This window comes from Paenibacillus sp. JT31N11 (genome assembly GCF_056269285.1).
Genome location: NZ_JBWDNQ010000001.1, coordinates 196,490 through 209,273, shown reverse-complemented (window position 1 = coordinate 209,273; position 12,784 = coordinate 196,490). Strand labels below are relative to the sequence as shown.

General features: G+C 51.7%; 13 protein-coding genes. 6 read left to right on the top strand and 7 right to left on the bottom strand.

Features of this window, described 5'->3' with window-relative positions; genetic code table 11:
- Positions 1-365 precede the first annotated feature (365 nt).
- The 4 genes from AC0YNV_RS00960 to AC0YNV_RS00945 all read right to left on the bottom strand — a co-directional run bounded on the left by AC0YNV_RS00960 (position 366) and on the right by AC0YNV_RS00945 (position 4,383).
- Positions 366-929 carry an FAD-dependent oxidoreductase gene (locus AC0YNV_RS00960; protein ID WP_475765098.1) on the bottom strand — a complete coding sequence of 188 codons (564 nt, stop codon included), beginning with the start codon at positions 927-929 and terminating at the stop codon, positions 366-368.
- 59 nt (positions 930-988) lie between these two features.
- Positions 989-2,146, bottom strand: a complete 1,158-nt coding sequence (locus AC0YNV_RS00955; protein WP_475765096.1) for a DNA sulfur modification protein DndB — start codon at positions 2,144-2,146, stop codon at positions 989-991.
- Positions 2,146-3,282 (bottom strand): DNA sulfur modification protein DndB, encoded by a 1,137-nt coding sequence (locus AC0YNV_RS00950; protein ID WP_475765094.1) that lies wholly within the window; start codon positions 3,280-3,282, stop codon positions 2,146-2,148. The genes AC0YNV_RS00955 and AC0YNV_RS00950 overlap by 1 nt, the downstream gene beginning before the upstream one ends.
- Before the next feature lie 348 nt (positions 3,283-3,630).
- Positions 3,631-4,383, bottom strand: coding sequence for a 3-oxoacyl-ACP reductase family protein (locus tag AC0YNV_RS00945; protein ID WP_379112753.1), 753 nt, complete (start codon positions 4,381-4,383; stop codon positions 3,631-3,633).
- A gap of 304 nt (positions 4,384-4,687) precedes the next feature.
- On the opposite strand from AC0YNV_RS00945, the gene AC0YNV_RS00940 reads away from it, so the two are divergent.
- On the top strand, positions 4,688-5,275 hold the full coding sequence (locus AC0YNV_RS00940; RefSeq protein WP_475765093.1) for a TetR/AcrR family transcriptional regulator: 588 nt from the start codon (positions 4,688-4,690) through the stop codon (positions 5,273-5,275).
- A gap of 148 nt (positions 5,276-5,423) precedes the next feature.
- On the opposite strand, the gene AC0YNV_RS00935 is transcribed toward AC0YNV_RS00940, so the two are convergent.
- Positions 5,424-5,807, bottom strand: a complete 384-nt coding sequence (locus tag AC0YNV_RS00935; RefSeq protein ID WP_475765091.1) for a c-type cytochrome — start codon at positions 5,805-5,807, stop codon at positions 5,424-5,426.
- Positions 5,808-6,016: 209 nt separating this feature from the next.
- Here AC0YNV_RS00935 and tatC point away from each other — a divergent pair, with 209 nt between their 5' ends.
- Together tatC and tatA are read left to right on the top strand one after the other, a co-directional pair.
- Positions 6,017-6,754: a twin-arginine translocase subunit TatC gene (gene tatC, locus AC0YNV_RS00930; protein ID WP_210037581.1), complete on the top strand. Its 738-nt coding sequence runs from the start codon at positions 6,017-6,019 to the stop codon at positions 6,752-6,754.
- A gap of 18 nt (positions 6,755-6,772) precedes the next feature.
- Positions 6,773-6,985, top strand: a complete 213-nt coding sequence (gene tatA, locus AC0YNV_RS00925; protein WP_210037580.1) for a twin-arginine translocase TatA/TatE family subunit — start codon at positions 6,773-6,775, stop codon at positions 6,983-6,985.
- Between the two features lie 107 nt (positions 6,986-7,092).
- Here tatA and AC0YNV_RS00920 read toward each other — a convergent pair whose 3' ends face one another.
- Together AC0YNV_RS00920 and AC0YNV_RS00915 are read right to left on the bottom strand one after the other, a co-directional pair.
- On the bottom strand, positions 7,093-8,808 hold the full coding sequence (locus AC0YNV_RS00920; protein WP_475765089.1) for a GMC family oxidoreductase: 1,716 nt from the start codon (positions 8,806-8,808) through the stop codon (positions 7,093-7,095).
- 21 nt (positions 8,809-8,829) lie between these two features.
- Positions 8,830-9,600, bottom strand: a complete 771-nt coding sequence (locus tag AC0YNV_RS00915; protein ID WP_475765087.1) for a gluconate 2-dehydrogenase subunit 3 family protein — start codon at positions 9,598-9,600, stop codon at positions 8,830-8,832.
- Between the two features lie 120 nt (positions 9,601-9,720).
- Here AC0YNV_RS00915 and AC0YNV_RS00910 point away from each other — a divergent pair, with 120 nt between their 5' ends.
- From AC0YNV_RS00910 to AC0YNV_RS00900, 3 genes are all read left to right on the top strand, one after another.
- Positions 9,721-10,419, top strand: a complete 699-nt coding sequence (locus tag AC0YNV_RS00910) for a hypothetical protein (protein ID WP_475765086.1) — start codon at positions 9,721-9,723, stop codon at positions 10,417-10,419.
- A gap of 244 nt (positions 10,420-10,663) precedes the next feature.
- Positions 10,664-11,776: a copper amine oxidase N-terminal domain-containing protein gene (locus AC0YNV_RS00905; protein ID WP_475765084.1), complete on the top strand. Its 1,113-nt coding sequence runs from the start codon at positions 10,664-10,666 to the stop codon at positions 11,774-11,776.
- A gap of 278 nt (positions 11,777-12,054) precedes the next feature.
- On the top strand, positions 12,055-12,702 hold the full coding sequence (locus AC0YNV_RS00900) for a transmembrane-type terpene cyclase (protein ID WP_475765082.1): 648 nt from the start codon (positions 12,055-12,057) through the stop codon (positions 12,700-12,702).
- The last annotated feature ends 82 nt before the right edge of the window (positions 12,703-12,784 follow it).

The following is a 12,784-nucleotide window of genomic DNA, read 5'->3' as shown; positions in this document are numbered from 1 at the left end:
TATAACCGGATTAAGAGGAAACAGCTAACTCCCCGCACGAACCGGTGGCGCCAGTAAATCAGCGCCCGGTTCTGTGCAGCGAAGCGATAGCGCGATATCTTACGCGCTCGGTTCTGTGCAAGCGAACCGGTGGCGCGATATTTTACGTGCTCGGTTCTGTGCAAGCGAACCGGTGGCGCGATATTTTACGTGCTCGGTTCTGTGCAAGCGAACCGGTGGCGCGAGTAAATCAGCGCCCGGTTCTGTGCACCACGAACCGGTGGCGCGAAGAAACTCGCGCCCGGCAACATGCCGTCCAGGCAGCAAAAAAAGCAGGAGAGCCGCTGTCACGCGGCCATCCTGCTTCATCTTTTCGTCTGTTCGCTTTACGCCTTCAATACATCATGATCGACATAACGCTCGCCGTTCAGCTCGCTGATCACATTGATCGCAACCTTGGCGCCGTCGCCTGCCGTAATGATCGTATGAAGGCTCACGCCTGCACAGGCGCCTGCCGCCCAGATGCCTTCCACATTCGTCCTGCCCGAAGCGTCAACATCGAACACAGCCTTCACTCTCGGCTCCGTTCCCGGTTTGGTCTGCAGGCCTATCGTTTCTGCCAGATCGAGCAGCAGCCCGGATGCCACAATGACCACTTTCGCCTGATAGGTTTCATTCTCGGTTGTAATTTGAAAGCCATCCTCTGATTGCTGTACATGGGTTACTTTGGCCCGAATAAGCTCGGCGCCGAATTTTTGCGCCTGTTTGATGCCGACTTCAACAAGATCGACGCCTTTGATTTCCGGAACGCCGTAATGATTCTCGATCCAGGCTTTCTTCGTAATGCTTTGATCGCTGTCGATCAAAAGCGTCTTTTTCCCCGCTTTTGCTGCAAACAGCGCAGCGCTGCCGCCTGCCGGGCCAGCCCCGATAATCGCAATATCCACCATAAGTCCAAAACCTCCTCAAATTAGTAGGCTTACAAACCCCATCATACCGCTTGCATTTGCTAGTTTACAACTGCGCCTTCCAATTCCTTCAAATATTCGATGACTTGAATATGCTTGCGCATCGATTTCTCATGAACCATATTCAGCTTGCCGTTGTCCAGCTTCCCGAATCGCTCGGACAATTCCGGATTATCATGCGTCCAATCCACCTGGCTGAGCACATCCAGGCAGTCTGACCATCCCGGATTATATTTGCCGTCTTCCTTGTACAGGAAGTCATGGGCATACAGCGCCAGCGACTCCTGTACGATCCGGCTGGAGGATATATAATGAGCCATGCCAGGCTGCTCCGGCATATGAGGCAGAACTCCGTTAAAGAATTGATGAAGAATTTCCACATGAGTGGCAGGGTCCTTGCGGATTCGGCGCGCCAATTCATAGGTTGGATTCATTTTGCCCGTGTACAGCAGGGTCGCCACCGAATACAACCAGCTGAAGCAGGTGAAATTCTTGTTGTAGGCGGTCAGGTTGTTGCGGCGCTCGATACCAACCGTCTTCAGCAGCTCGTTGTTGTCGGCCACCTGCTGCAGCACCAGATTAAGCGGATCGCTGCCGTCATACGAATGCCCGAGCTCCTTGCTCACCAGCTGTACCTTGGAGTTGATATCCCCGAACAGCTGCTTCTCTTCCTCTTCCCCCAGACCTACATACAGCTGTACGGAAAGCTCGCTCTCCAGCAGATCCAGCCTTCTGGCCTCCATCTGCTCAAGCAGCCCCTCGGCCTGCTCCAGCTCTTCCTTCGCCTGCGGATCCTCCGGAGAGCGGCGGCATTTCAGCTTGAGCTTCGCGACTTCCTTCTCCCATCTGCGGTTTTCCTTGATCAGCTGCTCATTCGTGTAGCCGAGCGCCAGAATCCGGTGCTGGCCGTCCAGAATGCTGAGCTTGGAACCATGCAGCAGTACAAGATGGTCCTCCGCTCTGGCAAGGGCGCCCACATCGCGCAGGGAAAGCGTAACAGGACCAAAGAACACATGATCCAACTCGCGCTCCTGCAGATAGTTGGCGATTTTGCGGCGCTGCATGCCGCTCAGCTTCCGCTGCACCATGGGATCGATAGCCGTATAGTTCAGCAAATCATGGATCCGCAGCGAGACTGTTGCCAGCCCGAAGCGGTCGCAATAAGGATGAATCGTCATATTTAAGCGTAAACCGTCCATTAACCGATCTCCTCCTTATCCGAAATGAGAAACAGATTTTCTTTATCGTAGAAATCCCGAATATATTGATAGGCCTTCATAATCCGGCTCCGTCTTGGCAGGCGGTCCTTCTCCTCATCCTTATAGATCAGGCTCCAATCGATATGGGGCAGGATTTTCATGGCATGCGCGAGCGAATATTTGTTGAACTGCAGCGTCTTGAACGCTTCCTCGTTGAGGAACAGCGCAAGCGCGATCTGCACATTCTCCGACCAGCACAGCTCCTTACGGTCGGGAGCGGGCAAGTAACGGAGCATGGCCTCAAAATAATAATTGGCCTGCTCCAGATGCTCGTTCAGCGACACCTCGGTGTAGTGATAGCCGTTGTTTCTTGCGGCCGATTTGAGCCGTCCCTCGAAGAGGGCAATCAATAATTCAATAACGAGCGAATAAGCGAACAAATACTCCGGCCCCTTGCCCCGTTCAGAGTATGTATCGGTCGGAAGCTGATTCATCACCGGATATTCCTGCACAAGACGGGTGGCCATGATGTGATAGAATCGCCGCTGATCGCGCAGCGATGCCAGATTCCCGCCGATCTTGCGCGGCAGCTTGTTGATATCGGAGAACAGCTGGCGTTCCTGCCTGGAATTAATATCGAGATAAATCATGACGGACATGGGGAAATCGTACAGTTTCCGCAGCTTTTCCGTAAGTTCAGCCACCCGGTCATATTCACGTCTGTCCTTGGCTCTTGCCATATTGCCCTGAAGCGTTTCCATAACACGACGGAATGCGGCCAGACGATGCTGCCCGTCGACGACGTAGCATTTCTCTACTGATTGCAGGTCATAGGAGCTTCGGTTCGGATCGTATTTGCCAGCGCCTCTGGCGGATAGTATGATGCCTGGAAAATAAACATTTTGCCCATGATCCAGATAAAGCAGAATATAATCCACAAGCCTGGATACATTTTTGGGGATCAGCTGGCGCTGCACTTCAAGGTCGATTTCATAAATTGTAAACAGCTTGCTCATTGGCAGCGTGGTTGACAGCGTTGTTTGACCGAATGTGCGCGCCATATTTCCGGGCACTTCAACATAAGTACCAGGAATTCCAGTTGAAAACAGCTCAGATAGGGATTGTACCGGTTCCATAATTAACCTCCATATTTCGTATTACATACAGAATATAGTAGTATTGTAAACTTCGCAATGTCGTCTTTCGGATTCTTTCGTATTATAGTATATTCAGGATACGCCTGTAAAAAGAAGCGTCCGAGCCCTTTTTTGCCGGATAAAACAAAGAACCGTGCTTCGTTGGAAGCAGGGTTCTTTGTCCCGGGTAGAAACAAAAAACTTTATCCCGGATTATTCTTTTGATCAACGGTGCATTTTCCAGCAAACGATGAAGCAGCGCAGCGGCTTCCGCCCGGCAATGGCGATCTCAGGCATTAATTTGCCTTTGTTTCTGAAGATCCGCCCATCTCCCGTCACCCTTTCTATTTAGATAACAACGCCGCCGTCCACGTTGATTGTTGCGCCGGTTACAAAGCTGGCTTCCGGCGACGCAAGGTAGGCCACCATACTGGCAATTTCGAAGTCATGACCGTATCGGCCCAGAGAAATCATGCCGTTTACGATCGGCGCATAAGGTCCGTCAGCCGGATTCATGTCCGTATCCGTCGGCCCTGGCTGAACAATATTTACTGTGATGCCGGCTGGGGCGAGATCACGGGCAAGACCGCGGGTCAATCCGGCTGCGGCCGCTTTCGTCGCAGTATAAAGACTGTTGCCGGGGAAAGGGTTGCTGTCGGCGTTGATGCTCCCAATATTGATTATGCGACCTCCTGCGCCCATTAGGGGGCCGGCGGCTTGGACAGCAACGAATATAGCCCGGAAGTTAACAGCGACCATTTTATCGAACTCTTCAATAGAGAATTGATCATAGGGCTTCAGGTTGGCCATTCCCGCATTGTTAACGAGAATATCTATTCCGCCAAAAGCTTTGACGGTTTCTGCAACTGCTCCTTGAACGGCCTCCACATCCGCGCTATCTGCCCGAACCGCCAAAGCGCGGCCGCCGGAAGCTTCAATTTCCTTTACCAGCTCATCCGCTTTATTCTGCGCGTTTACATAAGTGAAAGCCACTGCTGCTCCATCGCCTGCGAGTCGTTTCACGATTGCCGCTCCTATACTTCTGGATCCTCCTGTTATCAAAGCCGTTTTTCCTGATAAAGGTTTTGCTGATTGAGTCATATTGCCATCTCCTTTTTGTTTTGGAACGTTCGGTTCATTACTTCACCGCTAATGTATCGTAAAGGATCAACTGCTGTCAAGAGCTCATTACCCAATTTCAAATGTTATATATTGACAAGCCGAAAATCCTGAATTTAAAGCCCGGCAGGACATTTCCCATGAATAATACGGATCTGCCGCGCAGATACTTGACAATTCATATCCCTATTCGTTATATTTATGTCATATTTATAAACCGAACAGTTCAATATTATGACAATATATGTTTTCGGGAAAACAACAGCGGTTGAAAGGGGTAATCAGCATGGCAGGAGGACGCCCGCGCGCTTTCGACATTGATATTGCTCTGGAAAGCGCCCTAAGACTGTTCTGGCAGAAAGGCTATGAGGGCACGTCGCTATCGGATCTTACGGAGGCTATGAATATTAACCGTTCAAGCCTTTATACAACTTTTGGCAGCAAGGAAGAGCTGTTCCGCAAAGTACTTGATCTTTATTACGAAGGTCCGCCAACCGTCACTGGCGCTGCTCTTCACGAATCAACCGCCCGTGCCGTTGCCGAACGGCTATTGAGCGCGACAGCCGACACGGTCACTGATCCTGCCACTCCACCGGGATGTCTCACTATTCAAGGCGCTCTTTCATGCGGAGAGGAAGCTGAACCTATACGACAGGAGCTCATTACACGCCGGAAGGCATCCGGGATCGCGCTGCGGCAACGTTTCGAGCAGGCCAAAGCAAGCGGGGATTTGCCCGCCCATTCCAATCCGGCCGCTCTTGCCCGGTTCATTTCTACGATCGCCGAAGGAATGTCCATTCAAGCTGCTGACGGCGCAAGCCGTGAGGAATTGCAAGAGGTGATTGATACGGCGCTGCAGGCTTGGCCATCCTGAAGCCGGATTCAGCCACCGTCATTTGAAGAAAAGGAAATCAAATAAAAGCGGGACGTGAGGCTAATTAAGCCACGTCCCGCTTTTATGTTAGATATGATGTATGTTTCGCTTCCGCACGAGCCGCTTCCTTCTCGTTCGGAAGAGCCCGTTACTTGTGATTCGCCAGCCAATCCGTAAGCGCGGTAATTTCATCATCCGTCAGCGTTCCTTTGAACGGTGGCATACCGCCGCCGCCATTTTGAATCTGGGTGGAAATCTGGTCCGCGCTCATAGTGGCGCCAATCTTCTGCAAATTCGGGCCTACGCCTCCGGACAGATCCGCAGCATGGCAGGAAATGCACTGCTGCTTGTATACGGCTTCCGCTGTCGCATCAACCGTTCCCGCATTCCCGGCCGGCGGTGCTGCCGGTGCGTTATTTGAGTTATTCGCCGGCGGCGGCGTGTTATTCGTATTGTTGTTGCCTCCGCATCCTGTTGCTGCCATAAGGATGGCAGCCATCACCAGCACCAGCGGTAATGTGGTTTTTTTCATGTGGGTGTCCTCCTGAATGTTGTCCGTAGCTTCTTTGAATGGGATAGCTTGTCTTTAAGATTGCCCGTCTTATACTTCCTCATACACGCGGATGCCTCCCTTTGGTGAAGCACGCATAATACGGGCGTGAATGGGTAAAGTAAAAGTATCCCTGAAAATCCATTTAAGAGGGAAATCCGCTTGATACTAAAGGGAGCTGAAGAAGGAAGATGAGAAGCGACGAGGATTTGATTCGTCATTTAACCGAGCTCCGTAAACGGCTTATTCTCGTCGCGGTCTGGTTTGCGGCAGCATTCAGCGGGGGCTTGTATCTGTCGCCCGCCATATTACGGTATATCAAATCCAGGCCCGGCACCGCGGAGATCCAGTGGAATGTCTTCTCGTTCACGGACGGGCTGTTCATCTATTTGCGGTGCGCGTTGTTGTTTGCCATCTTGTTCACGCTTCCTCTATTGCTATACCAGATATGGGCCTTCGCCCGGCCGGGGCTCACTGAGAAGGAAGCCAAAGGAACCCTTTCCTATGTCCCTGTCTCCTTCCTGCTGTTTATCTGCGGGATCTCGTTCAGTTATTTTCTCGTTTTCCCCATGATGCTCCGGTTTATGGAGCAGATGAATCAAAGCATCGGAGCAGTGGAAACCTACGGTATCGACCGTTATTTTTCCTTTCTGTTCAATCTGATCCTGCCCCTTGGCATTGCTTTTGAAATGCCGCTCGTCATTTTATTCCTGACGAAGCTTGGGCTGCTGACGCCGGACAGGCTGCGGAGCACCCGGAAGTACGCCTATGTCAGCCTGGCTGTCGCCGGGTCCTGCATATCGCCGCCGGATTTTGCCTCCCATCTGTCCGTTACGATTCCGTTATTGGTGCTGTTCGAGATCAGCGTCCTCATTTCCGTGAATTATTATCGCCGGAGAGGAACATCCGCCATACCGTCAAGCCAATAATGAAAGGAGGTTTAAGCCATGTTCAATAACATCGGCATTTCCGGGCTTGTGATTATTTTGCTGATCGCGCTCATCGTATTCGGACCGGCCAAGCTCCCGCAGCTTGGAAGAGCGTTCGGAGACACACTCCGCGAATTCCGCAACTCTACGAAAGGCATTGCAGACGATGATGAGCCCGTATCCGGCGCAACGGAATCCAAGTCCAAGGACGAGCAGCTCAAGCTCCTGTAGCATAAAAAGCAAGCAAGAACCGGCTATCGCCTAAATTCTATAAGGTCAAAAAGAACCTCCAATCCGCTTTTGCGGACTGGAGGTTCTTTTGCTGCCGACGCCTAAGCTTACACCAGTAATCCGCCCTTGCTCCGGTAGGTGATGATTCCCTCCGCGGCGCGGTACGCAAGCGCCCCCACCGTTCCTGTCGGGTTATAGCCCGAATTCTGGGGAAACGAGCTGGCTCCCACCACAAACAGATTGTCCATATCCCACATCTGCGAATAGTTATTGACTGCCGATGTGTCAGGCGCGTTGCCCATAATAACGCCTCCTGTGTTATGGGTGGACTGGTATGTGGAAATATCGTAGGGGCCAAGCTCCTTCAAGGAGTCAACGTGGTCGGCGCCCATTTCCGTTACGATCTCTTTGCATTTGGAAGCCAGATACTTGGCAAGCTCACGGTCCTGATCCTCAAAGTCAAAGGTTATCCGCAGCAGCGGATCCCCGTATGCATCCTTGTAGGTCGTATCCAGATCAAGAAAATGCTGCTTGAATGACATGGAGGATCCTTGTCCGCCCACTGACAGGATACGGTTCGCGTACTTGATGGTGTTCGCCTTGAATTCAGGCCCCCATGTCGGAGTTCCTGACGGAGCGGGATTGTTCTGAATCGGCCTCTGTCCGGACTGGCTCAGGGAAAGCGAGCCGCCGTGAATAAATTTCAAATCCGAATGGTCGAAATTATCTCCGTTATAGTCATCGACATTGACGCCGAGAGCCCCCGCGCCGGCAAAATTATTGAACTGGTCTTTCTCGAAAAAGCCCTGTGCCGAGCCCTTCGACACTTGATAGGCGTAGTTTTTGCCGATGACGCCTTTTCCCGTCTTGGGATCATAAGGCGTGCCGATATCGGACATCCGCAGAAGCCGGACATTATTGAACACATAGCTGGTCAATACGACGATGTCTGCCGGCTGCTCGATTTCCTCGCCTGTCGTTACATCCGTATACATCACCCCGGTTGCCTTATTGCCCGTATACAACACGCGTCTGACATGTGAGTGCGTGCGGATTTCGAACTTGCCCGTTTTGTTGGCAACGGGAATGACCGTCACGACGGGATCGGCTTTCGCTCCGTATTCGCAGCCGAACCGTTCGCAATAGCCGCAGTATTGGCAGGCAGCCCGGGAAATTCCGTCCGGATTGGTGTAGTTCTCGGACAGATTGGCCGAGGGCATCATGTACGGATGCAAATTCAGTTTCTTGCTGGTATCGATGAAACGCTGCATGGCAGGCGTTTTCTTCATCGGCGGCGTCGGGTACGGGCTGGAGCGCTTGCCGCCAAACGGATTCGGCTCCCCGGAGATTCCAGCCGTCTTCTCGAACTTGTCATAATAAGGCTCAAGCTCGTCGTAGGTGATGCCCCAGTCCTGAATCGTCATATCGGCAGGGATTTTATTCTTGCCGTAGCGTTCGATCGTTTTGCTGCGGATTTGGAAATCGTAAGGGAGAAAGCGGTAGGTCTGACCGTTCCAGTGCACCCCTGATCCGCCAAGACCGTCGCCGATCAGGAAGGAGCCGTACTGCCGCATCGGCAGCGCGCGGAACTTCTCGCTGCTGCGGAAGGTGATGGTCTCCTTCGATAAATCCTGCATCAGGTCGTAGCGAATCCCGTAACGCAGCTCGTCATGGACCATAAAATAATCCTCCGTTTTGCGTTCGCGGCCCTTCTCCAAACCAACAACATTCAAGCCTTTTCGGGTCAGCTCGGAAGCGATTATACCGCCGGCCCAACCGACCCCGACAATGACAACATCCGTTTTCGGCAGTTTCTTAGCCATAGAATTCCTTCCTCGTTTCCGCTAATGCCCCGCCATATGCTCTTGCAGACTGCTTGGGGCGATAGCCGTAAATTCTTTTTCGATCACATCGGTGTAGCTCATTTGATTGCCCGGATAATTCCGCATGCGCCAGCCGTTCTTATCCGAATTGCCGCCGTACAGCGGATCGCTGTATGCGCCTTCCAGCGTATTGCCGCGCATCATTTTGAAAAAACCGCTCGCCGATATGGTCGTCAGCTTCACTTCATCGGACTCGAACGCTTTGAGTACCTGATCCTGCTCTTCCCCGGTCAGCCCGGCGAAGCCTTTGCTTAACTTGGTTTGGCTGTAGTTTTCCATTTCTCTGAGCCCGATTTCATACATTTCTCTTCGTTTCAAACGCCCTTGATAGCCCTGGACCATCTCTCCGGTATAAAAGGGAGGGGACATGTACTCTCTTCCGTTAAAGCCGTACTCACCGGCCAGCTGATGGTCGATAAAGAAGGCCACGCCTAGTTCGCGCGCTCCGGGACCGTTACTGTCCGACGGAAAAATCCGTTCAGTTGCCGCATCCACAATCGCAAACTGCTCCTGGTTGAAAAACATGAGCGCGCGGTTGTAATTGGCTGCCGGCGGAGCGGGCTCATTCGCGGGAGCAGCCGGTTTCGCTTTGCGCGGAATCAGGCTCCCGAGCGCTCCACCGACAACGACGCCTCCCAGGGCAAATCCGGTATTTACGAGAAAACGGCGTCTGGAAGGCTCACGAACGTCCGGATCGGACGTTTTCTTACGATTATCTTCATCTGCTGCCAATCGCTTCACCCCTTGTATGGATTAGGGTTATTATTTTCCAATAATATGTGATTATACATTTTAGTTCCGCAGTAAATATTAACCTTTAAGAACATAGCTCATATAGAGAGGAACTTTCACATGAATATCAAGCCTATCCTGCTTTCCGTTCTGATCATCGGGGCAATTGCCGTATCCGGCTGCCAAAACGGACGCAATCTCAAGACAGAGAGCATCCAGGACGCCCAACAGATCCGGGAGCAGCAAATGAGAACGCTGCGCAACCCCAATATCATTCCGAGCGCAGGCCACATGAAAGTGCAGACAACGAATGAACTGGGCAAGACAAGCTACGGAATGGGCAGCAATGTGTACAGTGTCATCGGAAGCTCGGGACTGCACAGCGAGGGCTTGTCGCAGCATCTGGAGTCGCGCCTTAGCGGCATGGGGATCAACAACGTATCGGTATTCGTCTTTGACGACTCTGTCGTCCTGGCAGCAGCCAAGCGGGAGCTCACCGCTTCACAGTACGACCCGATGCAGGAGAAAGTACTAAGCGGTACAGGCGGGTTCTCGGGCAGGGGAACGGAACCGAACAGCCGGATCGGAACCTTCGGCGCCGGTGAGAAGGTATCTGCCGACAATATCGATATGGCCGAAAAGCAGATCGAAACGCTCATAGGCGGCAGTGTGCATGTGATCAAAATTGTAAATCCCGAAGCGGTCAAAACCATCAAACAGATCAGGAGCTATTCGGAAAATCCGGAAGCGCACCCGAGCCAGATCGCGGACGGACTTAACAAGCTGCTGAGACTGGCCCCCCAAATGCCCCAGAAATAAGCGGAGAGCGGCGGAGAAATCGTTTCTTCGCTATTTTCACCGGCATGGTTAACCGAATTGATTAATTGAAGAAAAGTTCCTCTTGCAGCTGGCTGGCGAGAGGAACTTTTTTTGTGTCGGCGCTGCATTCAACCAGCTGGCAGCCTGCATTCTCTATCGCTTGTCCAATTCGTCCGGTGCAACTAATTGCCTTATATCCGCGTCTATTTGTCGGTACCCAATAAATAAAGGATGGTGCAATGCTATGTTGAGAAAAAACATGATACGCACAGGCCTGCTTACTGCTATAGCGGTTGCTCCCTTGATGCAGCTTTCACCCTCCCATGCCGCTGCTGCAGCGGACGAGGCGCAATTTCAGATTGGAAAGCCGTCCTATTCCATCAATTCCGTGGTTCACCCTCTGGCGGCCCCTCCCTATATGAAGAATGCCACCACGATGGTGCCGCTTCGGGCAGCTGCTGAAGCCATGAAGGCAGAAGTCAGCTGGAGCGTCAAATCGCAAAGTGTCGTCTTAACCGGCCAATCCTTCGGCAGGCTGACCGTAAAGATGAATGAGAACATCGCCGTCAATGACAAAGGCGGGAAATTCAAGCTTCCGGAGCGCGTTACGAATGTGAAAGGCATTCTCTTTATCCCGGTCAGAAGCCTGTCACAGCTTATGGGTTTTACCGTTCAATGGAACGGGGCGGACCGCAGCATCGTCATCAGCCAGGGAAACCCACAAGCGGACAAGCTGACCTTCCAGTATGGATTCAATAAAGATGATGAGGGCTGGGACGGCGGCTTCGCCGATCTGCCAGTCGGTTACGATCAGGCTATTTATAACCTTGACTATAAACGCGAGCTTATCCCTCTCGAGGGTAATACAACAAACTTCGGATTAAAGCTGAGCGGAATGAACCGAAGCGACGATCTGTTTATGTTCGCCACCAAAAAGGTTGAAGGTCTGGAGCCAAACACAACATATCAGGCAAAGCTTAAGATCGGAATGTATACGAATCAGGGCGGAGGAATGATGGGCGTTGGAGGTGCTCCCGGCGAAGCGGTCAGCATCAAGACCGGTGTGCTGGGCATAGAGCCGAAGGCCGTTCAGAAGGATGATGGCGGCGGGAAGTTCTACCAGATGAATGTGGATAAAGGAAACCAGTCCGTGGAAGGCGCAGACGCCAAAATTGTCGGCAATATCACGAAGCCCGATTCGGAAAAGGAAGGCTATCAGCTCGTGACCTTCAATTACGGAACCAGCGTTACGACCAATGCCAACGGCGAATGCTTTATTCTGATAGGCAGCGATTCCGGCTATGAAGGCTTGACGACCTTATATTTCGACGATATCCAGCTTTCCTTGACGAAATAATTGAAGATAAACAGGTAAAGCAGTCCAGGCTTATTTTGATAAGCCCGGGCTGTTTTTTTTGTAACACGGGTGCGGACTGCTTCCTCTTCCATGCCGCAGCTCATGTGCAGCATCACGCAAACAGGAAGACCCGATCAAGCCGGTTTTCTTTCGTTACGGAGCCGCAGGTCGGCCCTATTTCTGGTTCCCTTCAAACGGTCTATATGGAAAGCTTGTTTCATATACATAGGCATAGACAAGCTCAATCCGTATTTTTGAAAGGATGCGAATGCCGCCGTATGGAGCACCTATTGCCGCTAAAGGTTGTATATCTGCTGATGTTCGGAACAGCCCTGCTTTGGACGGTCGTTTATATTCTCGTCATATATAGGGGGTTTAAGGATAAATTCTGCGGAATGCCCCTCGCCTCCATATGCGCCAATATTACCTGGGAGTTTCTGTTTACTTTTCTTATGCCGTTTCATCCCCTTCAGCAAATCGTCACCCTGGTGTGGTTTCTGCTGGACTGCATCATTTTGCTCCAATATCTCTATTATTCCAAAGGCTTGTATCCAAAACGCACGCTTCACGCTGTTGTCTTCTCCCTGCTTGTCATCGCTTTGCTGCTGCATTACGGGATGGCGGTTGAATTTCACGATAAATGGGGCATTTATTCGGCCTTCGGCATCAATCTGCTGATGTCCATCCTCTTTATCCAAATGCTGCTGGTTAAAGGGCCCCAGGGCCAATCCCTGCCCATCGCTTACTGCAAAATGATCGGCACCTTATGCGCCTCCTTCTTCAGCTACTCGCTTTTCCCCCAATCCGTATTATTGACGATTATGTATATTCTGATCTTTATCCTGGACGCTGCGTACATCCTCCTGCTCGCTAGCCGGTCAGTCAGCAGTACTCACAAGCCGGCTATTACTAATAAGACGATCTGATGAGTGGAGCACTATGAACGCATTTCTCCAGGATTATCAACCAACTGACAACTATCGCTTTTTGCATCGAGGTTCCCTCATT

Coding starts and splice junctions, on each gene's coding strand:
- AC0YNV_RS00960 (WP_475765098.1), bottom strand. CDS start 929: ATGGTGGATATTGCGATTATCGGGGCTGGCCCGGCAGGCGGCAGCGCT.
- AC0YNV_RS00955 (WP_475765096.1), bottom strand. CDS start 2,146: ATGGACGGTTTACGCTTAAATATGACGATTCATCCTTATTGCGACCGC.
- AC0YNV_RS00950 (WP_475765094.1), bottom strand. CDS start 3,282: ATGGAACCGGTACAATCCCTATCTGAGCTGTTTTCAACTGGAATTCCT.
- AC0YNV_RS00945 (WP_379112753.1), bottom strand. CDS start 4,383: ATGACTCAATCAGCAAAACCTTTATCAGGAAAAACGGCTTTGATAACA.
- AC0YNV_RS00940 (WP_475765093.1), top strand. CDS start 4,688: ATGGCAGGAGGACGCCCGCGCGCTTTCGACATTGATATTGCTCTGGAA.
- AC0YNV_RS00935 (WP_475765091.1), bottom strand. CDS start 5,807: ATGAAAAAAACCACATTACCGCTGGTGCTGGTGATGGCTGCCATCCTT.
- tatC (WP_210037581.1), top strand. CDS start 6,017: ATGAGAAGCGACGAGGATTTGATTCGTCATTTAACCGAGCTCCGTAAA.
- tatA (WP_210037580.1), top strand. CDS start 6,773: ATGTTCAATAACATCGGCATTTCCGGGCTTGTGATTATTTTGCTGATC.
- AC0YNV_RS00920 (WP_475765089.1), bottom strand. CDS start 8,808: ATGGCTAAGAAACTGCCGAAAACGGATGTTGTCATTGTCGGGGTCGGT.
- AC0YNV_RS00910 (WP_475765086.1), top strand. CDS start 9,721: ATGAATATCAAGCCTATCCTGCTTTCCGTTCTGATCATCGGGGCAATT.
- AC0YNV_RS00905 (WP_475765084.1), top strand. CDS start 10,664: ATGTTGAGAAAAAACATGATACGCACAGGCCTGCTTACTGCTATAGCG.
- AC0YNV_RS00900 (WP_475765082.1), top strand. CDS start 12,055: ATGGAGCACCTATTGCCGCTAAAGGTTGTATATCTGCTGATGTTCGGA.